General features: G+C 69.6%; 24 protein-coding genes. 17 read left to right on the top strand and 7 right to left on the bottom strand.

All coding sequences use genetic code 11. The annotated features are described in order from the left end of the window. Positions 1-47 precede the first annotated feature (47 nt). The 12 genes from ACSMFO_RS35825 to dnaB all read left to right on the top strand — a co-directional run bounded on the left by ACSMFO_RS35825 (position 48) and on the right by dnaB (position 11,271). Entirely contained in the window at positions 48-842 is a 795-nt protein-coding gene (locus ACSMFO_RS35825) for a hypothetical protein (protein WP_436462041.1), read from the top strand. Between the two features lie 124 nt (positions 843-966). Next, entirely contained in the window at positions 967-1,854 is an 888-nt protein-coding gene (locus ACSMFO_RS35820; protein ID WP_436462040.1) for a hypothetical protein, read from the top strand. Between the two features lie 154 nt (positions 1,855-2,008). Further along, on the top strand, positions 2,009-2,893 hold the full coding sequence (locus ACSMFO_RS35815; RefSeq protein WP_436462039.1) for a hypothetical protein: 885 nt from the start codon (positions 2,009-2,011) through the stop codon (positions 2,891-2,893). A 78-nt stretch (positions 2,894-2,971) separates the two neighbouring features. After that, a complete protein-coding gene (gene rpsF, locus ACSMFO_RS35810) occupies positions 2,972-3,292 on the top strand; it encodes a 30S ribosomal protein S6 (protein WP_016338288.1) in 321 nt (106 codons plus the stop codon). A gap of 17 nt (positions 3,293-3,309) precedes the next feature. After that, positions 3,310-3,816: a single-stranded DNA-binding protein gene (locus ACSMFO_RS35805; RefSeq protein ID WP_007032318.1), complete on the top strand. Its 507-nt coding sequence runs from the start codon at positions 3,310-3,312 to the stop codon at positions 3,814-3,816. Between the two features lie 77 nt (positions 3,817-3,893). After that, positions 3,894-4,142 (top strand): 30S ribosomal protein S18, encoded by a 249-nt coding sequence (gene rpsR / locus ACSMFO_RS35800; RefSeq protein ID WP_005168122.1) that lies wholly within the window; start codon positions 3,894-3,896, stop codon positions 4,140-4,142. Positions 4,143-4,154: 12 nt separating this feature from the next. After that, positions 4,155-4,610, top strand: a complete 456-nt coding sequence (gene rplI / locus ACSMFO_RS35795) for a 50S ribosomal protein L9 (protein ID WP_005168124.1) — start codon at positions 4,155-4,157, stop codon at positions 4,608-4,610. A 154-nt stretch (positions 4,611-4,764) separates the two neighbouring features. Beyond that, on the top strand, positions 4,765-5,169 hold the full coding sequence (locus tag ACSMFO_RS35790; RefSeq protein WP_016338290.1) for a hypothetical protein: 405 nt from the start codon (positions 4,765-4,767) through the stop codon (positions 5,167-5,169). Then, complete coding sequence (locus ACSMFO_RS35785; RefSeq protein WP_436462038.1) at positions 5,169-5,768, top strand: DUF3558 domain-containing protein; 600 nt, start codon at positions 5,169-5,171, stop codon at positions 5,766-5,768. Before ACSMFO_RS35790 ends, ACSMFO_RS35785 begins: the two co-directional genes overlap by 1 nt. Positions 5,769-5,771: 3 nt before the next feature. Next, positions 5,772-7,115, top strand: a complete 1,344-nt coding sequence (locus ACSMFO_RS35780) for a hypothetical protein (RefSeq protein WP_436462037.1) — start codon at positions 5,772-5,774, stop codon at positions 7,113-7,115. A 270-nt stretch (positions 7,116-7,385) separates the two neighbouring features. Next, positions 7,386-8,183, top strand: a complete 798-nt coding sequence (locus tag ACSMFO_RS35775; protein ID WP_436462036.1) for an ESX secretion-associated protein EspG — start codon at positions 7,386-7,388, stop codon at positions 8,181-8,183. A 475-nt stretch (positions 8,184-8,658) separates the two neighbouring features. Next, complete coding sequence (dnaB, locus tag ACSMFO_RS35770; protein ID WP_436462049.1) at positions 8,659-11,271, top strand: replicative DNA helicase; 2,613 nt, start codon at positions 8,659-8,661, stop codon at positions 11,269-11,271. On the opposite strand, the gene ACSMFO_RS35765 is transcribed toward dnaB, so the two are convergent. Genes ACSMFO_RS35765 through ACSMFO_RS35755 form a run of 3 tightly spaced genes read right to left on the bottom strand, consistent with a single transcriptional unit; the run spans position 11,268 to position 13,818 of the window. Next, the gene (locus tag ACSMFO_RS35765) at positions 11,268-12,047 is read right to left on the bottom strand and encodes an alpha/beta fold hydrolase (RefSeq protein WP_436462035.1); all 780 of its coding nucleotides are present in this window, start codon (positions 12,045-12,047) and stop codon (positions 11,268-11,270) included. The two genes, dnaB and ACSMFO_RS35765, sit on opposite strands and share 4 nt — an antisense overlap. Positions 12,048-12,049: 2 nt before the next feature. Next, the gene (locus tag ACSMFO_RS35760) at positions 12,050-12,646 is read right to left on the bottom strand and encodes a TetR/AcrR family transcriptional regulator (protein ID WP_436462034.1); all 597 of its coding nucleotides are present in this window, start codon (positions 12,644-12,646) and stop codon (positions 12,050-12,052) included. A gap of 56 nt (positions 12,647-12,702) precedes the next feature. Next, positions 12,703-13,818, bottom strand: coding sequence for an FAD-dependent oxidoreductase (locus tag ACSMFO_RS35755; RefSeq protein ID WP_436462033.1), 1,116 nt, complete (start codon positions 13,816-13,818; stop codon positions 12,703-12,705). A gap of 70 nt (positions 13,819-13,888) precedes the next feature. Here ACSMFO_RS35755 and ACSMFO_RS35750 point away from each other — a divergent pair, with 70 nt between their 5' ends. Next, a complete protein-coding gene (locus tag ACSMFO_RS35750; RefSeq protein ID WP_436462032.1) occupies positions 13,889-14,569 on the top strand; it encodes a TetR/AcrR family transcriptional regulator in 681 nt (226 codons plus the stop codon). Here ACSMFO_RS35750 and ACSMFO_RS35745 read toward each other — a convergent pair. Continuing rightward, positions 14,561-15,442 (bottom strand): aminoglycoside phosphotransferase family protein, encoded by an 882-nt coding sequence (locus ACSMFO_RS35745; RefSeq protein ID WP_436462031.1) that lies wholly within the window; start codon positions 15,440-15,442, stop codon positions 14,561-14,563. The two genes, ACSMFO_RS35750 and ACSMFO_RS35745, sit on opposite strands and share 9 nt — an antisense overlap. A 65-nt stretch (positions 15,443-15,507) precedes the next feature. Here ACSMFO_RS35745 and ACSMFO_RS35740 point away from each other — a divergent pair, with 65 nt between their 5' ends. Next, positions 15,508-16,686, top strand: coding sequence for a serine hydrolase domain-containing protein (locus ACSMFO_RS35740; protein ID WP_436462030.1), 1,179 nt, complete (start codon positions 15,508-15,510; stop codon positions 16,684-16,686). 4 nt (positions 16,687-16,690) lie between these two features. On the opposite strand, the gene ACSMFO_RS35735 is transcribed toward ACSMFO_RS35740, so the two are convergent. Next, positions 16,691-17,644 carry a helix-turn-helix transcriptional regulator gene (locus tag ACSMFO_RS35735; RefSeq protein WP_436462029.1) on the bottom strand — a complete coding sequence of 318 codons (954 nt, stop codon included), beginning with the start codon at positions 17,642-17,644 and terminating at the stop codon, positions 16,691-16,693. Positions 17,645-17,730: 86 nt separating this feature from the next. Here ACSMFO_RS35735 and ACSMFO_RS35730 point away from each other — a divergent pair, with 86 nt between their 5' ends. Next, positions 17,731-18,102, top strand: coding sequence for a VOC family protein (locus ACSMFO_RS35730; protein WP_436462028.1), 372 nt, complete (start codon positions 17,731-17,733; stop codon positions 18,100-18,102). On the opposite strand, the gene ACSMFO_RS35725 is transcribed toward ACSMFO_RS35730, so the two are convergent. Further along, positions 18,078-18,539, bottom strand: a complete 462-nt coding sequence (locus ACSMFO_RS35725; RefSeq protein ID WP_436462027.1) for a MarR family winged helix-turn-helix transcriptional regulator — start codon at positions 18,537-18,539, stop codon at positions 18,078-18,080. The genes ACSMFO_RS35730 and ACSMFO_RS35725 overlap by 25 nt on opposite strands. Before the next feature lie 61 nt (positions 18,540-18,600). Here ACSMFO_RS35725 and ACSMFO_RS35720 point away from each other — a divergent pair, with 61 nt between their 5' ends. After that, entirely contained in the window at positions 18,601-18,957 is a 357-nt protein-coding gene (locus ACSMFO_RS35720) for a MarR family transcriptional regulator (RefSeq protein WP_436462026.1), read from the top strand. Between the two features lie 60 nt (positions 18,958-19,017). Continuing rightward, positions 19,018-19,788 carry a dioxygenase family protein gene (locus tag ACSMFO_RS35715; protein WP_038521960.1) on the top strand — a complete coding sequence of 257 codons (771 nt, stop codon included), beginning with the start codon at positions 19,018-19,020 and terminating at the stop codon, positions 19,786-19,788. Here the strand turns inward: ACSMFO_RS35715 and ACSMFO_RS35710 are convergent. Beyond that, positions 19,785-20,951: an MFS transporter gene (locus tag ACSMFO_RS35710; RefSeq protein ID WP_436462025.1), complete on the bottom strand. Its 1,167-nt coding sequence runs from the start codon at positions 20,949-20,951 to the stop codon at positions 19,785-19,787. The two genes, ACSMFO_RS35715 and ACSMFO_RS35710, sit on opposite strands and share 4 nt — an antisense overlap. Positions 20,952-20,981 lie beyond the last annotated feature (30 nt).

Here is a 20,981-nt window from a genome sequence, read left to right as displayed (position 1 = left end):
CGTTCCGTTAAACCGCGTGGGTCTTTGAGGGGCGGAGGACGAACTCGATGGGGAAGACTGCCGGGCGGATCACGGCTTGGGGATTCGCGCTTTCGGTCACGGCCGGACTCGCGTTCCCGATGACCGCGACGGCCGCCGAGGAACCGAGCCCGACCCTTTCCGGTGATTGCGGATCGACGCTGCAGAACGGAAAGTCCGGCAACGGCCTCACCGCCGACGTGGGCGCGCCGCTCGGGTCGTCCGAGGTGCTGACGGTCGGTCTCGATTCGAAGGCCAAGACCGCCGAGGGCCGGAAGCCCCTTCTCTCCTTGCCGGTCGGGGATCTCGTCAAGACGACCGGTCTCACCGACAACGCGGCAGGCGACCTCGTCGCGCAGGGTGTCTGCACCCCGGCGCAGGGCGCGGTGAACGCGGTCGGGAACCTGACTCAGGGCGTGGTCGAAGAAGTTCCGGGAGTCCCGGAAATCCCCAAACCGCCGAAGCCCGAACCTCCCAAGCCTGAGCCCCCGAAGCCGGGGCCGGGTCAGCCCGGCGGTCCGGGCAGCGAACTCCCGGTCGAGACCGCCCCGGGTTCCTCCACCGGTATCGGCGGCGACTCGATCGCCGGCCTGATCAGCAACGCGGCGCTGCTCCCCGGCAGCTTCGTCCAGGCGCCGGTGATCACCGAGATCATCCCCGGCGAGGTGCCTCCGCCCACCGTCGACGAGAAGGACACCGGCAACGCGCAGGCCGTCCAGGCGCCGGTCACCCCGGCGAAGCTGCCGCTGCTGCTCGCGGTGCTGGCGCTGGCCGTCGTCGCCGCGGCGCTCGTCCGCGCCTGGCTGCGGGGTAAGCCCGCCTGATCTTCACCGTCAGTGACGCCCGCTTCCACTCGAATGCCTGACCTCTTCGAGTGAGCGGGCGTTACTTGTCTCCATTAGCGTCGTTATCCGGGTAGGTGACCCCGACGACGGAGGAGTCGAAGGCATGCGCGAACGGACACGGAGGGCGACCGCCCTGGGTGCGTCGGCCTTCATTCTCGCGGGCTCGGCCGCCCTCGCCATGCCCGGCCAGGCCGCCGCCGCGGAGACCAAGACCGCCACCTGCGGTGGCTCGGTGACCGCGAAGACCGGCGACACGATCCTCGGCAAGACCCCGTTGCTCGGCATCCCGCTCAACCTCGGCCAGGCCGGGTCGGTCTCCGGGGTGCTCACGGGCACGATCAACGCGCTGCTCGGCACGGTCTGCAAGGTGACGGTGACCGTGGTGAACACCGTCGTCGCGCCGGTCCCGGTGGTCGGCGCACCCGCCGCGGAAGCGCTGAACGGCGCGGTCTCCGGCACCACCCAGGCCTTGACCGGCGGCGGCCAGCCCGCCCCCGGAACCCAGCCCCAGCCAGGGAAGCCCGCTCCCGGCACGCCCGGTAGCGGCGGACCGCAGACCGGCGGGCCGGGCGCTCCCGCGCAAGGCGGCGCTCCGGCGGCCGGCATCCCCGCGGCGAACAGCCCGCTCCTGCCCGGCACCTTCACCCCGAATTTCGGCGGCCTGCCGTGGGGCATCAGCACAGGCTACGCCCCGATGCGCGACTACAGCTCCATCCCGATGGCGACGGCCGGTCTCTTCAGCCCGTCGCCCGGCCTCCGGTACGGCGGCCAGATCCCGGGTTACGCGCCGCAGTTCGGCATCGCGACCGAAAACCAGGCCGGCAACCCGGACGTCCAGAATGCGGGACAGGCCGAAGCGCTACCGAGTGTGAGCGACGGATTCACTCAGGACGGGAAACTGCCGCTGCTGATCGCCGTTTTGGCACTCTCCGGAGTCAGTGCGGGCCTCGTGCGCACCTGGGTCCTCCGCCGAATGGCCGCTACAAGTTAGTCCTACCTCCATCCATGCCCCCGCCGCCGCCCTCAACGGAGGAGCTGCGCTCCCAATACCCACTAGTATCTTTCTGGTCACTCCCTCGTTATCCCCGTTGCAGTGATTCCTCATGCACTGCTTCACGCCCCCACCGACCCGGAGGATCGCGCCCGTGCGGAAGACCACCATCTGGCAGACCACCCGCAAGGCGCTCACCGTCACCGCACTCGCGACCCTGGTCACCGGTGGCGCGCTCCTGACGGCGGGTACCGCCTCGGCGGCGGGCACCACGCTGGCGAACGCGTGCAGCGGCACCGTGAACGGCGGGATGGGCGACACCGTCGCGATCACCGGCACCTCGGTCAAGGAACTGGTGCGGGCGGGCGCGCGGGAAGCGGGCACGCTGGCGCTGTACGACGTCGCCGCGAACGACATCGCGAAGGTCAACACCATCAGCGTCGGCGCGGTCCCGAACGCCGCGGGCGGTTCGGTCGACGGCAAGGCGATCGGCACGGCCGTACGGCAGGCGGTCAAGGACACCAAGTCCTGGGGCCTCGGGCTCAACCCCGAGAAGACCCTCGACTCCATCGAGCACAAGGTCGCCGGCAGCTGCGGCCTGACCACGGTCGCCACGAACTACGTCGCGCCCACCCTGCCGACGCCGGGCACCACCGGCCCGCAGCAGGGCGGCAACGGCGGCGGCACCAACGGCCTCCCGGCCTCGCCGAGCCTGCTGCCCGGCGGCAGCAACGGCACCGGCTACGCCCCGCCGCGCGACTACGGCAACCTGCCGGTCGCGCAGCCGGGTGTCGCGGTGGCGCCGGGCGTGCGCTACCCGGCCAACAGCCCGCTCCCGGGCGAGGGTGCCCCGCAGTACGGCACCGACGGCCAGGCCGGCCCGGGGCCGGACGTCCGCAACGCGGGCAACGCCGAAGCGCTCGCGACCGACGGCATGCCGGGCGGCGACGTCCAGCTGCCGATGCTGCTCGCGGTGCTCGTGCTCGCCGGCGTGACCGCCGCGCTGGTCCGCACCTGGGTCCTGCGCCGCGTCTCCTGACCGCCAGGTACGCTTACCTGGACAAACCCTCCTGCCACGGACAGTCCGTGGCCGCGAGCCCATAGGAGGTGAGTGGTTGTGTCACGCCATTACGAGGTAATGGTCATCCTGGACCCCACGCTCGACGAGCGTACGGTGGCCCCGACCCTGGACAACTTCCTCAACGTGATCCGCACTTCGGGCGGAAGCGTCGAGAAGGTCGACGTCTGGGGCCGTCGCCGGCTGTCCTACGAGATCAAGAAGCACGCCGAGGGCATCTACGCGCTGCTCGACCTGAACTCGACTTCGGAAGCGGTCAAGGAGCTGGACCGTCAGCTCTCGCTGCAGGAGACCGTGCTCCGCACCAAGGTCATGCGCCGCGAGATCAAGCGCGCCGCGACCGCCGCCGCCAAGGCCTGAGCCGAAGGACTTTCCCGATGGCTGGAGACACCGTCATCACGGTGATCGGCAACCTCACGTCCGACCCGGAGCTTCGCTTCACCCCTTCCGGTGCGGCGGTCGCGAACTTCACCGTCGCGTCCACCCCGCGCACGCTGGACCGTCAGTCCGGTGAGTGGAAGGACGGCGAGGCCCTGTTCCTGCGCTGCAACATCTGGCGTCAGGCGGCCGAGAACGTCGCCGAGTCGCTGACGCGTGGCGCGCGAGTCGTCGTGCAGGGGCGCCTCAAGCAGCGGTCTTTCGAGACCAAGGAAGGCGAGAAGCGCACCGTCGTCGAGCTCGAGGTCGATGAGATCGGCCCGTCGCTGCGCTACGCCACCGCCAAGGTGAACAAGGTCAGCCGTGGCACCGGTGGCGGTGGCGGCGGCTTCGGTGGTGGCGGCGGTGGCGGCCAGTCCGGCCCGCCCGCCGACGACCCGTGGGGTTCCGCCCCGCCCGCCGGTGGCGGCGGTGGCGGCGGTTTCTCCGACGAGCCGCCCTTCTGATCAGGCGATCCACCGCGGGCGCGAGCTCCGCGAGACGCCTCGAGACAACCACTACGTAGAAATTCAGGAGTAATACCGTGGCCAAGCCACCCATCCGCAAGCCCAAGAAGAAGGTCTGCGTGTTCTGCAAGGCCGAGAAGAAGGGCCGCCCGGAGAACATCGACTACAAGGACACCAACCTGCTTCGGAAGTACATCTCCGACCGCGGGAAGATCCGTGCCCGTCGTGTGACCGGCAACTGCAGCCAGCACCAGCGTGACATCGCCATCGCGGTCAAGAACTCCCGCGAAATGGCGCTGCTGCCCTACACCTCGACCGCGCGCTAAGGAGGCACGTCAATGGCGAAGATCATTCTCACCACCGACGTCGCCAACCTCGGTGGGCCCGGCGACATCGTCGAGGTCAAGGACGGCTACGCACGCAACTACCTGCTCCCCCGCGGCTACGCCATCGTGGCCACCAAGGGCGCGGAGAAGAACGTGCGCACGATCAAGCGGGCGCAGGAGAGCCGTCGCATCCGCGACCTCGACCACGCCAAGGAGATCAAGGCGACCCTGGAGGGCCTCGGCGCCATCCAGCTGAGCGGCAAGGCGGCCGAGGGCTCGAAGAAGCTCTTCGGTTCGATCACCACCGCCGAGATCGTGGACGCGATCAAGGCCGCGGGTGGCCCGCTGCTCGACAAGCGCGTCATCGAGCTGAAGGACCACATCAAGACCGTGGGCAAGCACTCGGTCGGCGCCCGTCTGCACCCCGACGTCCGCGTCGACGTGCGGCTCGAGGTCAAGGCCAAGTAACACCGCTTCGACAAAGGGCGGGACGTCTCCATTCCGGAGGTGTCCCGCCCTTTGTTTTACGGGGAACCCCACCCCTTCGGGCCACGTCTTAAGCTTGACTGGGGATCAAGGCATTATCGAGACTCGACGTCGAGGCACGGGGAGATCTGGACGCATGGCTTACGACAGCAACGCCGAGCAGAACCGGCAGGAGAAGGTCACGGTGTCCGCACCGGCCAACCCGGACAAGCCGGCGTCTGGCGGAGGTGGCGGCGGGTTCACCTTCGACAAGGACAAGATCGACGGCATCATCAAGAAGTGGACGGATCTGCAGGCCGAGCTCAAGCGGGACTACGCCGACGCGAACCTGATGGCGAACGTCAAGGCGCCCGGCAAGGAGTTCGCGAGCGGCGACTGGGAGAAGCTGGCCAACCCGTCGGGCAAGGCGTTCCTGGAGCAGAACCAGAAGATGCAGGACTACGTCAAGAACTACATCGACCAGCTGACCGCCGCCAAGCAGAAGATCGCCACGAACGAGGCCGAAACGCAGGCTTCGCTCAACAAGCACAAGGCCGTGTGATGCGACGTTCCCTCGTTCTCCTCCTGGCCGCGGGCGCGCTGGTCGCCGGCTGTTCGGGCACCAAGAACGGCACCGCCTCTTCGGAGCCGTCCTACACGACCGGGGCCGGTGCCCCGAGCGCGTCGAGCGGTTCGTCCGGCTCCGCGCCCAAGGTGTCGAACCCGTTGAAGACCTCGTCGATCGAGAGCGACGCCTGTTCGGCGCTTTCCGCGGCGAAGCGGACCGAGCTCGGTCTCGGCGAAGGCGAGCAGCGGACCACGAGCGTCGGGCCCGGCTGCTCGATCTTCGCCGCCGACGACAAGCTGAACCAGATCGAGATCAGCCCGGTGCTCGCGAACAAGAACGGCCTGAGCGACGTCTACGACACGAAGGCCAACAACGAGTACTTCGAGCCGACCGAGGTCGCGGGCTACCCGGCGGTGTACGCCGCGTCGCTCGACCACCGCAAGAACGGCAAATGCGGTCTGTTCGTCGGCGTGACCGACCAGCTGTCCGTGAACATCCTGGTGCAGTACGACAACGGACCCGGCGCGAGTGATCCGTGCCCGGTCGCGCTCAAAGTGGGGGAAGCGATGATCGAGACGTTGAAGGAGGGCTGACGCGTGTTCCTGCTGCCGATCATCGCCGGGTATTCGGCCTACAACCTGGCGACCACGAAATCCGGCGACTTCGAAGCGTCCGGCGGCGATCGCAAGATCGACTGCTACAACATCTGGGAGAAGATCGTCACCGGTCCGGGTACCGGGTCGATCCAGGAGGGCCAGTCCGCGGCGACCCGGCTCAAGGCCGGCTACCAGGACAGGCTGACCACCATCGACAACCTGTCGAAGGAGATGGACGCCGCCTGGACCGGTAAGAGCGCCGAAGCCGCGCAGCAGTCGGGTGCGCATCCGCTGCGGACGTGGATGGAGGACTCCGGCAAGAAGCTGGTGGACTCCGACAAGTACCTCGGTGAGCAGAACACCGCCTTCACCACGGTGAAGGCGAAGGTGCAGCAGGTCCCGAAGGACCCGCCGAAGAACAACCTGCTCAACTCCATCACCCCGTGGACCACCGACACCGACCGCGCGATCCGGGACTACAACCAAAAGGGTCAAGCGAACGTCGACGCGTTCAACGAGTACTTCAAGGCCAGTTCCGAGAACGGCAAGAAGCTGCCCACCTACAGCAAGATGGAGGGGCAGAACACGAACGTCGACGTCAACGGCGGCGGCAAGGGCGACGACAAGGACAAGGACGGCGGCGGTCAGGGCGACCGGAACGGGAACAACGGCATGCCGGGCATCTCGACGCCGCCCGGTTCGATGCCGCCCGGCGGGATGCCGAGTGTCCCCAGCCCGAACATCCCCGGTTCGAACATGCCGGGTATCGGCACGCCGGGATCGAACCTTCCGGGCAGCAATCTGCCGGGATCGAACCTGCCGGGATCGAACCTGCCGGGTTCGAACCTGCCCGGCGGGCAGTACAACCCGAACATCCCCGGCAGCAACTACAAACCGCCGTCCTGGGACGACGGGACGAACGCGTCCGGCTACACCCCGCCGAAGATCCCCGGCGCCGGTGGCTTCGGCCCGGGTGGTGGCGGTGGAGGCGCCGGTGGCGGCTTCGGCGGCACCGACATCCCCGGTGCGGGCGGCTTCGGCCCGGACGGCGGCTTCGGTCCTGGTGGCGGCTTCGGCCCCGGTGGCGGAAGTGGCGCTGCCCTGCCCGGCAACGCGGGTGCCATGGGTGGCGCAGGTATGGGCGGTGGCGCCGGTGGCTCCGGTTCCGGAGCGGGCCGCGGCGCCGGCGGCATGATGGGCGGCATGGGCGGTATGGGAGCCGGTGGCGCCAGGGGCAAGGGCGGCGAAGACGAGGAGCGCAGCTCCAAGTTCCTCGTCGGCGACGACCCCAACGAGATCTTCGGAACCGACGAACTCACCGCACCGCCGGTGATCGGTGAGTGAGTTGGGGGCGGAGCTGCGGCTATGGCGGCATACGGCCACAGGCGTGAACCCGCCCCGGCCGCAGGCCCCGCTATCGCGGTGTCCGGGCGCCTGCACCGCGAAAGGTGACTGGGAGTGCCAACACGCGCCCTGCCGACGTCGATCGCGGTCGCGGGTTCACCGATGAAGGACTAGTAGTCACGAGCGGGCCGGGCGCGTGCCAAGATTGGGGCCGCGCCCGGCTTGTCTTGTTCCGGGCTGGACGAACAGAACGACTAGGGGGCAGTTCCGGTGCTGGACAAACAGGTCACGATCACGACCGGCACCCTCATCACGCTGATCCACCGCCGAGGCGGCGAACCGCACACGATCCTGTCGGAAACCCCCACTTGGTACGACGAGGACGCGCAGCGGGCCGAAGACGAGCGGACCAACGAGGAACTGGCGAGCCAGGGTCTCTTCGGCGCGCGAGGACTGCACCCAGGTTTCAAGGCGACGCTCGAAGCGATCGCCAGGCCGACGCTGGAGTACTACGGCTGGGTCGACGGCGGGTTCGAGGGCAAGGCGCTGAGCTTCAGCGTGCTCGCGGGGAGCGCCGGCGGCGAGGGTTTCGTGCTCGCCCGGCACAGCGAGCACGACGGCGTCGCGCTGGCCTCCGTACGGCCCGAAGAGCTGCTCACCGAGTTCCTCGACCAGATCCCGAAGCTCGCGCCGGGACGCGGCCGTCCGATCGCCGTCCCGAAGAGTCAGGTCGAGGCTCCGCGCTCGTCGTCGACGGCGCAGGACGAGGGCTTCGAGGTGCTTCGCAGCGGACGCCAGAGCACCGGGAGCCAGGAAGCCGACGAGCTTCGCCGCATCCTCGCGTTACGCCGTTTGGGGAGTGGAAGCCTCTACGTCGCGGCCCGCGGCCGGAGTGGCGCGCGGCAGCGGATCGAACGCCCGGTGAACTACATCGATACGACCGAGGGCCGGTGGCTGACCGAAGAGGTACCGGGGAGTGGCGAGCCGAGGATCGCCTTCACACCCGCCGACCAGCAGGTTCTCGGAGAACGACTACGGAGCGCACAGGGCAGGTTGTTCGCGTCCTGAATTCCGGCCCGTTCAGCCCGGCGGGTCAGTCCTCTACCCTCCGTAGCATTCATCCACAGGGCACCCCTGTGCGCCCGCGTGCGACACGCCGAACGACGACTTTTGCCCGACACGCCGTCGCGAGGTGAATAAAGTTCTCCACAGACTCTCCACAGGGCCTGACCAGCACTTTTGTCAGACCATCCCAGCGTTGCCCACAAGTTGTACACAGGGTTTCGGCCACCTGTGAAGGGATGCCCGCAGTCATCCCCAGGTTATCCACAGGGCGGTCCCCAGGCGAAATTGCGCTCGTCCTTTCGGGGGGCTTAGCGTGCCCGCCGGGCCGGTACACACCGTGGTGGTCGTCCGGCCGAAAAGGGGAAGACAGGGGAGAGTCCGGAGCCGCGGGAGGGGCGGACGGGCGCGGGCGGACCGACCGGGGAAATTCTGGCATAATCGAACGCGTGTTCGATATCTTGAGGAGGTGGCAGCAGCGGTGGCGCTGACCGACGACCGCAATCCGATGTACGCGGAGTCCGACCCGGGTCCCAGCGACCCCGGTCCGCGTGGCGGCGAATACGACCGCCAGCCTCCGCAGGACATCGCGGCCGAGCAATCCGTGCTCGGCGGCATGCTGCTGTCGAAGGACGCCGTCGCCGACGTCATCGAAGCCCTCGGCCCCGACGACTTCTACCGCCCCGCACATCAAGCGATCTACGACGTCATCCTCGATCTCTACGGCCGAGGCGAACCAGCCGACCCGATCACCGTCTCCGCCGAGCTGGAACGCCGCGGCGAGCTGAGCCGTGTCGGCGGCGCCCCGTATCTGCACACCCTGATCGCGACGGTGCCGACGGCGGCGAACGCCGGGTACTACGCCGAGATCGTCTCCGAGAAGGCGGTGCTGCGGCGCCTGGTCGAAGCGGGCACGCGGATCGTGCAGTACGGCTACGGCGCGGCCGCGGCCGACGGCGCGAACATCGACGAGGTCGTCGACCGCGCGCAGGCCGCGATCTACGACGTCACCGAGCGGCGCACCAGCGAGGACTACGTCGCGCTCGAAGAGCTGCTCCAGCCGACCATGGACGAGATCGACGCGATCGCGTCGCGCGGCGGGCAGTCGCAGGGCATCCCGACCGGGTTCGCCGACTTCGACGATCTGACCAATGGCCTGCACCCCGGCCAGATGATCATCGTCGCGGCGCGGCCCGGTGTCGGGAAGGCGCTCGCCCTGGACACCCCGCTGGCCACTCCCGACGGCTGGACGACCATGGGGGAGGTCCAGCCCGGCGACAGGCTGATCGGCGCGAACGGCCGCCCCACGACCGTGGTCGCGGCGACCGAGGTCATGGAGGGCCGCCCTTGCTACGAGGTCGAGTTCTCGGACGGCACGGTGCTCCTCGCGGACGCCGAACACCAGTGGCTGACCGACACGAGGTCGTCCCGCCGCTCGGCGGCCGGCCCGGCGGTGCGCACGACGGAAGAGCTGGCGGCCACGCTGCGCTGCCGAACGGCGGACGGCCGTGCCAACCACTCCATCGCGACCACGGCTCCGCTGCAACTGCCTGAACGCGAACTCCCGCTTCACCCCTACGCGCTCGGCGCCTGGCTCGGCGACGGCCACTCGGCGAGCGCCCGCTTCACCACGGCGGACCCGGAGATCATCTGCTACCTGGAAGGGGAAGCCGGACTCCTGGTGGAACGCCATGCCGAGCTGTCGTACACCCTGCGGTTGGTTCCGCCGGACCCGGTGGAATACCGCCGTTGCGAGGTATGCGGCGAACCGTTCCTGCCCCAGACCTCCCAGGTGCGGACATGCGGCCGTTCCTGCGGCGGCAAGGTGCGTTTCCAGAGCCCCCCGGTGCCCGCGCCGACCTGCCCCGACTGCGGGCGCCCGTCGTCGGGTTTGCGACTTTGCCAGGCCTGCCGCAACGAACACGGCAGTGTGCAGGCGATTCTCCGCACATTGGGCGTGCTGGGGAACAAGCACATCCCGGTGGAGTATCTGCGGGCCTCCGTCGAGCAACGCCGCGCGCTGCTGGCCGGGCTGCTCGACACCGACGGCACCGTCACCCATTCCGGCGCGGTTCAGTTCGCCGTGACGAGCAAGGTGCTCGCCGTGCAGACCCGGGAACTGATCGTCAGCCTCGGGTACCGCTGCGCGTTCACGACCAAGAGGGTCAAGGGGCGCAGCGAAGAGACCTCGACGGCGTACATCCTCGGCTTCACCACCCAGGACCGGGTGTTCTGGCTGCAGCGGAAGCATCTGGAGCAGAAGGAGCGGCTCACCAACGTCCGCGTCCGGCCCCACCTCCGCTACGTCGTGGACGTCCGCCCCGTGGCGTCCGTCCCGGTGCGGTGTGTGGAGGTCGACGCTCCGGACCATCTGTACCTGGCCGGGCGATCGATGGTCCCGACCCACAACTCGACGCTCGGACTGGACTTCGCGCGGTCGGCGTCCATCAAACACGGTCTGACCAGCGTCATCTTCTCGCTGGAAATGAGCAGGACCGAGATCGTCATGCGCATGCTGTCGGCCGAGGCTCGGATCCGCCTGGCGGATATGCGCGGTGGCAAGATGTCCGACGACGACTGGACGCGGCTCGCGCGCCGGATGAGCGAGGTCTCCGAGGCGCCACTGTTCGTCGACGACTCGCCGAACATGACGATGATGGAGATCCGCGCGAAGGCCCGGCGGCTCAAGCAGCGCAACGACCTCAAACTCGTCGTCCTCGACTATCTCCAGCTGATGACCTCGGGCAAGCGCGTCGAGTCGCGGCAGCAGGAGGTCTCGGAGTTCTCGCGGCAGATGAAGCTGCTGGCGAAGGAGATCGAGGTCCCGGTGATCGCGATCAGCCAGCTGAACCGTGGTCCCGAGCAGCGGACCGACAAACGCCCGATGCTGTCCGACCTCCGTGAGTCCGGCTCGCTGGAGCAGGACGCCGACCTCGTCATCCTGGTCAACCGCCCCGACGCCTGGGAGCGGGACGACCCGCGGGCGGGTGAGGCGGACCTGATCATCGCGAAGCACCGTGCCGGGCCGACGGCGACGATCACCGTCGCGCACCAGCTGCACTACAGCCGCTTCGTCGACCTGTCACACGACTAAAGCAAGAACTCGAAGACGTCCTTGGTGAAACGCCGATCGCTCATCACGGTGTGGTGCCGTCGGCCCGGGTAGACCTTGAGATCGCCGCGGCGGGTCTTGTCGGCCACCCGCTCGGCGAGTTCGAGCGGGTAGAGGGCGTCCCGCGAGCCGGCGATCACCAAGGTGGGCGCGGTGATCTCGCCGAGCCGGTCTTCGATGTCGAAGGCGTCTTCGGCCCGCAGCATGGCCACCATGCCGTTCGGATCCGCCGGACGGCCGGAGGTCAGTGCCAGCAGACCGGCCAGCAGTGCCCGCCCCGGCCGGGATTCCGCGACCGTGGGCGCCAGCGCCATGGCCGCGGCCCGGTGCCGTCCGGCGGCCAGGAGATCCGCGTACTCGCGCTGGACGCGGCGGCCGGTCGAGCCGAGGCGGGTGCCCGCGGCGCCGACCACCAGGTTTCGCACCAGGCCGGGGTGGTCGGCGGCGAACTGCAGCGCCAGGCAGCCGGCCGTGGACACGCCGAGCACGTCGACAGGGCGGTCGAAGCGTTCCAGCAGCTCCTCGGCGTGGTGGGCGGCGAGGTCGGCCATGGTGACGCCCGGCGCGAGCCCCGGCCGCCGCCCGACCGTCAGCACGGTGAACCGCGTGGCCAGCGGTTTGAGGGACCGCACCTCCGCCCAGCGGGCGACGCCGGTGGGGTTGGCCGAGTCGGGCAGCACCGTCCGGAAGACGACGAGCGGGCTTCCCGTGCCGAACTCGAAATACGGGGCTCCACCGGCCAGTACACCTTCGCGCATGGTCACTCCTTGATCAGTCCCGCCGCGACGATGTCGATGAGCCGGTCGAGTACGGCGGGGTAGCGCTGCTCGCCGATGTCCTGCCGGTGCATGGGCAGCAGCAGGACGGCCTGGAGCACCCCGGTCAACTCGTCGTCGTCGGCGTCGACGAGTTGTCCCTTGGCTCTGGCCGCCGCCAGGAATCCGGGCAGCGGCAACACCTGCTCGGCCCTGGCCATCTCCTCGGGCCCCATCCGCCGGGCCACCGCCCGCATCTCCTCGGGATGCGTGATCAGCCGGTGGTAGAGCGGGTTCTCCGCCAAGATCCGTACCGTGGCGCGCAGGAAACCGGCAAGGGCGGCGCGGGCGTTTTCGGTCTCGTTCACCACTGTCGCCAGCTGTTCGTGCAGCTCAGGGGCCTGCCTCAGCATGAGCTCCAGGTACAGCGCCTCTTTGGAGTCGAAGAAGGCGTAGAAGCTGCTTTTGGCGATCCCAGCGGGAGCAACGAGGTCGTCCAGAGAGGTTTTGCGCAGGCCCTGCGCGGCGAACAGGGCACGTCCGGCGTCCAGGAGCCGCTCGATGATCCTCGCGCGGTCCTCGGCGCTGAACGGGCTCGGCATCTCGGCTCCCGGCTGGCTATGAACGAAATGGGTTTTCGTTCATAGCCACCTTAGCCTCACCCGGGCTGGAAGAACTCGAGCATTTTCCGGGAAGCGTCCGGAGCCGCGAGGAGTTCGTGGACCCGCTCGGACATCCGGGCGGCGGCCGCGGCGCGTTCGAACATCTCGTGTTCGTACTCCTTGACTGCGGCGGGGAAGTCGTCCGGCCGCGCGGCCAGCGCGAGCCCGAGCAGGGCGCCGTCGAGCAGGGCCATGTTGGCGCCTTCGCCCACCGGCGGCATCAGGTGCGCGGCGTCGCCGAGCAGGGTGACGTCCGGCGCCGACGGCCAGGTCAGGCCGACGGGGAGGCTGCTGATCGACCGCGGCACGACCACGTCGTCGCAGGCCGCGATCAGCGCGGTGAACCGCGCGTCCCAGCCGTCGAGCCGTCCGATCAGCCACGTCCGGGCGGCGGCCGGATCGTCGAGCGGCATCCCGTTGGTGGCGAACCAGTCCTCGGCGGTGCCGTAGAAGCTGAGACCGACGCGAACCGTGCCGTCGCCGTTGCGCTGCGCCGCGAGGGATTTCCCGTCGCCGAGCACCCAGTATGTGCCGCGCCCGACCATCGCCGCGAGATCGGGATGGGTGCGGTCGATGTCGGGGATGCGGAGTTCGACCAGGTTGTGACCGAGATGCGCCGGCCGGGCGTCGGTGAGCAAGGCGCGGACGCGGGAGTTGGCGCCATCGGCACCGACCAGGAGGTCGTACGTCGCGCTGTGCCCATTCGCGAAGCGCACGACGCCGTCTCCGGCGGATTCGAACGCGTGCCCCCAGCGCACCGTGTGCTCGGGGAGCGAGTCCAGCAGCAGGTCGCGCAGATCGGCCCGGTCGACCTCGGGCCGCGCGAAGGGCGCGTCGTCCGGTGTGTCCTCCTGCAGCAGCAGGGTGCCGTCCGGGTCCAGGAGCCGCATGTCCTGGCCCTCGCCGCGGGCGATCGCGGCGAACCGGTCGATCAGGCCGGCTTCGCGCAGCGCCCGCTGCCCGGTGTCGGCGTGGATGTCGAGCATGCCGCCCTGGCCGCGGGCGTCGCGTGACGACTCCCGTTCGTACACGACTGCTTCGATGCCGTGGACATGCAGGACCTGGGCCAGAGCCAGGCCGCCGAGGCCCGCTCCGGCGATGGCGATGGTCATGATTCGCACCTCTCGATACAGTGTATTGGTCGATACACTGTATCGAGCGATGCGTTGTATTGTCACCGTCATGGTGGTGTGGGAGCGGCCCGAGCCGCCGGATCGGCCCGCGCTGGCCCCGCTGAGCCGGGAGCTGATCGTGCGGGCGGCGATCCGGCTCGCCGACGCGGACGGCCTGGACGCGGTGTCCCTGCGCAAGATCGCGACCGCGCTGGACGTCGGTCCGATGCGGCTGTACGGCTACATCGAGAGCAAAGAAGAGCTGCTCGACCTGATGGTCGACGCCGCCCACGCCGAGATCCGCCCCACCGGGGACGGCTGGCGGGAGGCGCTGCGGTCGCTCGCCGACGCCCTGCGCCGCGCCGTCCACCGGCACGAATGGCTCGCCGACCTCCTGGGTGGCAGGCCTCAGCTGGGGCCGCACGCGCTGGCCACCGCCGAGGCCGTGATGGCGGCGGTGGGCGACGTCGGAGTGGACTCCGCGATGCCGGTGGTCTCGGCGGTCAACGCGTACGCGATCGGCGCGGTCCGCCGGGAGATCGCCGAACGCCGCGCCGAACGTGCCACCGGGATGGACGAGCAGCGGTGGCAGGCCACGCTCGGGCCCTATCTGACGCGGGCGTTCGCCAGCGGCGATCTCCCCGCGCTGGCCACGGTCGTCCGCGACGCCGTCCACCTGGACGCCGACGAGACCTTCCGGATGGGCCTCGATTTCCTCCTGGACGGCATCGAAGCCCGCCTCTCAGGCTGACGCGCGTTCGAGGGCCGCCCTGGCCGCCGGCTCCCAGGTCGGCTTGCCCCCGGGACGACCGAGCCTGCCGTTGCGCCCGATGCCGATCAGGTGCAAAGCGCGCAGAACCGCCCAGCCGCGGGCCCGCGCGACGGTGGCCTCGTCCGCGACCGCGTAGGCCTCGAAGAACCGGTTCGCCGGGCCCTCGGGCAGCAGGAGCCAGGCCGCCGACAGGTCGGTCGCGGGATCGCCCGAGCACAGGTCACCGAAATCGATCACCCCGGCGAGTGTTCCGTCCCGCACGATCACGTTCGCGGCATGGAGGTCGCCGTGCAGCCAGATCGGTGCCCCGTCCCACGCGGGCGCCGCGAGGGCCTTCTCCCAGATCTCCCGCGCGGGTCCGGTGTTCGCGTCGCCCTCGATGAACTCCAGCCCCTGGTCGAAACCGTCGCGCATTTCCGCGAGCGGGATGCCGCGCGTCGGGCTGACCGGCGCATCCGCGGGCGCCTCCTGATGCAGCGCCGCGAGGAAGTCCGCGAGTGTCTCGGCGGCATCCGGACGGGTGATCGGCGCGCGATCCGAAGGCTCGCCCTCGACCCAGCGCGTGATCGTCCAGGTGTGCTCGAACAGGGCCGAAGGCTCACCGATCCGCACCGGCACCGGAGTGGGCAGTGGCAAGCGCTCGGCCAGCACGGGAAGCCATTTCTGCTCGCCGCGCAACAACTCCGGCGCGCGTTCGGTGCGCGGCAGGCGCACGGCCAGGTCCGGTCCGAGGCGCCACTGCTGGTTGTCCCAGCCGCCTTCGACGTCGCGGAGTTCGAGTTCCGCGAGATCCGGATGCTGTTCCCGCAGCAGAGCCCGCACCAGTTCCTGCTCGAACCTGAATTCGTCCATGATCGAGACTCCCATGTCAGCGCCGTGACCGTCCCGTGTCAGCGCGCCCCGCGAATGTGGTCGCCATGACCAAGACACTGAAGACCTTCCGCCGCATCGGTCTCACCGCGCTGGCCGCCGCACTGCTGGCGGGCGTGGCCGCCCCCGCCGCCTCCGCCGGGCAGGATCGCCCGGAACTGCAGCGGGCGGCCCAGGAATTCGTCGACGCCGGGTTCGGCGGGATGCAGCTGCGCGTCCGAGACGAGCGGGGCGAATGGACCGGCAGCGCCGGGGTGCGCGAACTGGGCGGGACCGCGAAGCCGCCGACGAACGGCCACTTCCGCGTCGGCAGCACGACGAAGAACTTCACCGCGACCCTGGTGCTGCAGTTCGTGGCCGAGGGCCGGATCGGGCTCGACACCCCGGTCGCCGGTCTCCTTCCCCAGCTCGGGCTGGACCCGCGGATCACCGTGCGGATGCTGCTGCAGCACACCAGCGGGCTGTTCAACCACACCGGCCAGTACAACCCGGACGGCACGGTCACGCCGGGGATCCCGTGGGCGGGCCAGGAATGGGTGGACAAGCGGTTCCACACCTACCAGCCGGAGGAACTGGTGCGGCTGGCCGTGTCCAAGCCCGCGGTCTTCGCGCCGGGGGCGGGCTGGAGCTACTCCAACACCAACTACGTGGTGGCCAGGCTGCTGGTCGAGAAACTCAGTGGCCGCCCGTTCGCCGACGAGCTGGACCGGCGGATCCTTCGGCCGCTCAAGCTGCGTGACACCTTGTCGCCGGGGGCGTGGGCCGGGATGCCCAAGCCGTACGCCCACGCCTACTACCGCTACGAAAACGCCGGCCAGTGGAAGACGATCGACGTCACCCACCAGAACCCGACCTGGATCTCCAGCGCCGGCGACATGATCTCGACGACCAAGGATCTCCAGACGTACTTTTCCGCGCTGCAGAGCGGAAAGCTCCTCCCGGCCTGGCTGCTGGCCGAGATGCGCGTGACGCACCCCGGCAGCGAAAGCCTCTACGGCTTCTACGGTCTCGGGCAGTTCTCGCAGGACCTGGGCCCGGGCTGTGTCGGCGTCGTCCTCAACCACAACGGTGGCCTCAACGGCTACGGATCGCTGATGTACAGCACGCCGGACGGCAGCAAGACGCTGACCGCGTCGGTCACCGGCGGGGACGCCGCGAACGACCCGACGCAGGCCTTCCCGGCGGCGCTGAACAAGCTCGTCCGGACGGTGTTCTGCGGTAAGTGACCGGTCAGCGCGCCCGCTCGGCCAGCCGGGTCGCCAGCGCGCCGACCAGATCTCGGAGCTCGGCCGGCCGTTCGATGACGAACGGCCGGTCGAGCGCGGCGAGCAGCGGCGGGATCCAGGCCAGCCGCTGCGCACGGATGCGGACGCGTACCCGGTCGCCGTCGGTTTCGAGAGTGGCCACCGACGGCGGGAGGACGGCGCGGATCTCCTCGGGCGTCGCGTGGATCCGCACGGAGACGTCGTACCGGTACGGCGTCTCGGCCAGCGCGGTCAGCACCCGCTCGGCCGGATCGAAGCCGTCCGGCGCCTCGAACGTCCCGGCCCGCGTCTCGGCCGACTGGATCCGGTCGACGCGGAAGGTGCGCACCTCGCCGCTGGCCGAGTCGAAGCCCGTCAGGTACCACCGTCCGGAGTGCGCCACAACTCCGTAGGGATGGACGACGCGTTCGCTCGCACCGCCGTGACCTGCGAGATACGCGAGCCCGACCGGACGCCGGTCCCGCGCCGCCTCCGCGACGGTGAGCAGCACTTCGGCCTCGGCCGACAGGGCTTTCCGGGCGGGAGCGGTGAAGTCGGCGGTCTCCAGCAGCGCGTCCAACCGGCGGCCCAGTGCTTCGGGAAGCACCCGCCGGACCTTCGCGACCGCGCTCTCGACGGCCGCGACCGACGTGGTGATCAGCCCCGCCCGCCGCCCCGCGACCAGACCGAGCAAGACGGCCAGCGCCTCCTCGTCGGTGAGCATCAGCGGCGGCATCCGATAACCGGGGGCCAGCCGGTAACCGCCGTACCGGCCGCGCACCGAGCGCACCGGGATGTCCAGGTCGACGAGGTGTTCGGCGTAGCGCCGGACGGTGCGTTCGTCCACGTCGAGCCGGTCGGCGAGCTCGGCGACGGTCCGCGTCCCGCCGCTCTGGAGGATCTCCAGCAACGCGAGCACTCGGGCGATGGGCCTGGTCACAAGCCGGAGAATACCGGGCGGATTCTGCCCGGTATTGCTCCTAGCGTGGCCGGTGTCCCGCTTTCCGGCACCCGAAAGGATCCCTCGTGCAGTTCGTTTCCGTCCGCGTGATCACCCACGACGTCGCCCGCCTCGCCGGTTTCTACGAGAAGGCGACCGGCCTCGACGCGCGGTGGCGCTCCGAGCAGTTCGCCGAACTCGTCGGCTCGTCGTGCACCTTGGCGATCGGCAGCGCCGAGACGATGCAGCTGTTCGGCGCGGGCGCCGCCGTGCCCGAATCGAACCGGACCGCGATCCTCGAATTCCGCGTCGAGGACGTCGACCGCGAGTACGAGCGGCTGGCGGACCTGGCCGAGATCGTGCAGGAGCCGACCACGATGCCGTGGGGGAACCGGTCGCTGCTGTTCCGCGACCCCGACGGCAACCTGGTCAACTACTTCACGCCGAGCGCCCCGTAGTTCCGGACGAACGCCGTCAGCAGCCGCGCGAACTCGCGACGGTCGCCGTCCGGCCAGTCCGCCATCGCCTCGGCGAACACCGAGCGGCGGAATTCGTGCATCCGCGTCACTTCGGCGCGACCGGTTTCGGTGAGCACGAGGACGGCGCGGCGACCGTCGCGCTGATCGGCTTCGCGCCGGAGGAAACCACCCTCGACCGCGCGGGCGACCAGGCGGCTCGCCCGCGGCTGGTCGATGGTCAACGCCGACGCGAGGCTGGTGACGGTACCCGGTTCGCCGCTCTCCTCGGCCGCTTCGACGGCATCGAGGAGTCCCTGTATCGCCTGGTCCGGCATCGTTTCGGCGCGATCGCGGGCGAGTTTCGACAGCGATCGCCTCGCCTGGCTTCGCCGGATGGCGATCATCGCGCGTTCCACGTCGGCCACGGCGTCCGTCATTGCCCGTCCTCACCAAGTGCATGTATTTTTACATGTAGTTGCGTCTACCTGAGGAGTATCCATGAAACCCATCGGATTCTGGTTCGCCCATCTTCACCAGGCTCTCGAATCTTCACTGGACCACCTCCTCGCCGCCGAATCGCTGACCCGCCGCCACTGGCAGGCCCTGAACACGGGAGCGTCGACCGACGAGGCACTGAAGTCATTCGGAGATCTCCGGGAAACCATCGCCGACCTGCGCGTTCGCGGCTGGATGGACGAGGACGGCCTGACCGAAGCAGGCCAGGCGGCACACCTCCGGCTGAAGACCAAGGTCGGCGAGTTCCGAGCACGCGTGACCGAAGGCATCAGCGACGACGAGTACCGGGCGACGGTCGGCGTGCTGGAGCGCATGGCGGCGAACCTCGCCCGGGAATAAGGCGGAGGCGGGCGGCGTCGTCTATCCTGGTAGTTGAAAGTTCAAACACCTGGAGCTGACATGACGCCGGTGCTCTACCTCAGCCACGGCGCGCCGCCGCTCGCCGACGACGCCACCTGGACCCGCCAGCTCGCCGGCTGGTCGGCGGACCTCGAGAAGCCGAAGGCGATCCTCGTCGTCTCGGCGCACTGGGAAGAGGCCCCGCTGACCCTCGGCGCCACCACCACGGTGCCGCTGGTCTACGACTTCTGGGGCTTCCCGGACCGCTACTACCAGGTGGAATACGCCGCGCCCGGCGCTCCCGCGCTGGCGGACAAGGTTCGCAAACTCCTGCGCTCGTCCCAGACGCCGGTCCACGACGCGCCCGACCGCGGTCTCGATCACGGCGCGTACGTCCCGCTCGTGGAGATGTACCCGGACGCCGACATCCCGGTGCTTCAGGTGTCGATGCCGTCGCTGGACCCGCGTGAGCTGTTCGACCTCGGCCGCAAGCTCGCGCCGCTGCGCGACGAAGGCGTGCTGATCATCGGCAGCGGTTTCTTCACCCACAACCTGAGCGCGATGCGCGAGACCGACGGCACCGACGGGACGCCGCCGTCGTGGTCGAGCGAATTCGACCACTGGGGTGCGGAAACCCTGCGCGAGGGCGACCTCGACGCGTTGCTGGACTTCCAGCACAAGGCCCCCGCCGCGGCCATCGCGCACCCCAGGATCGAACACTTCGCGCCACTGTTCGTGTCGCTCGGCGCGAGCTCGTCGGAGGGCAAGGGTGAGACCGTCATCGACGGCTACTGGCACGGCCTCGCCAAGCGATCCCTCCAGTTCGGCTAGCGGGACCGCAGGACGCCGGCGCCCGCCACCAAGCCGAGCGCCAGCAGCGTGACCACCGCGAAGGAGATCGTCAACGACGTCAGGTCGGCGATCCCGCCGATGAGCGACGGTGCGACGAGACCCGACGAATAGGTGATGGTCGCGACGCCCGCGATCGACTGGCTCGGGGTCGGCCCGCTGCGTCCGGCCGCCGCGAAGGCGAGCGGTACGACGACGGAGACGCCGAGCCCGATCAGGGCGAAACCGGCCATCGCCATCACCGGATGGACGGCGAAGACGACCAGCAACCCACCGGCGGTCGCGAACACCCCGCCCGCGCGGACGGTCTTGACCGAGCCGAAGCGCCGCACCAGCGCGTCGCCCGTGAGCCGCGCGACCGCCATCGTGCAGGTGAACGCGGTGGTCGACGCGGCCGCGATGCCCGGCGAAGTGCCGAGGACGTCACGCAGGTAGACGGCGGACCAGTCGAGGCTCGCCCCCTCCGCGAAGACGGCGCAGAACGCGACGGCACCGATGATCACGGCCGATTTCGGCGGCAACGCGAACCTCGGCGGCGGGTGCTCGTCGGGCGCGCTCCGGACGTCGAAAACGCCCTGACAGAGGAGCGCGCCGGCGACGGTGAGCACCGCCGACGCGATCACGAAGTGGATCCGGGCGTCCAATCCGGCGTGTGCGGCGAGTGTGCCCGCGGCCGAGCCGACGAGCGCGCCCGTGGTCCACATGCCGTGCAGCCCCGACATGACCGACTTGCCCATCTTCTCCTCGACGTCGACGCCGAGGGCGTTCATCAGCACGTCCGAGGTGCCGGCCGCGGTGCCCATGACGAACAGCGCGAGGCACAGGGTGACGAGGTTTCCCGCCAGGGACGGGAGGATCAGCGCCAGCGTCCAGTACGCGAGCAGCAGCCGAAGGCCCAGCCTGCCGCCGAGCCGGTGCCCGATCCGCGCGGCGAGCGGCATGGTGAGCGAGGCACCGATGGCGGGGAAGGCGAGCGCGAGGCCGAGCTGGCCGGCGCTGATCCCCGCGTGTTCCTGGATCCACGGGATCCGGGTGGCGAAACTGCCGGTCACCGCGCCGTGCACGGCGAAGACGGCGGCGATGGCGACCCGCGCCTGCCGCACCCGCCGCGTCGGCCCGCCGACGGTTTCCACTGTGTTGGTCACTGGGCCCCCAAGGTCCATGAGACGACTCGA

The sequence above is a fragment of the Amycolatopsis sp. w19 genome (assembly GCF_051373225.1).
Classification (GTDB): domain Bacteria; phylum Actinomycetota; class Actinomycetes; order Mycobacteriales; family Pseudonocardiaceae; genus Amycolatopsis; species Amycolatopsis japonica.
The sequence above is the reverse complement of the archived record's forward strand: the minus strand, read 5'-3'. Positions and strand labels throughout refer to the sequence as shown.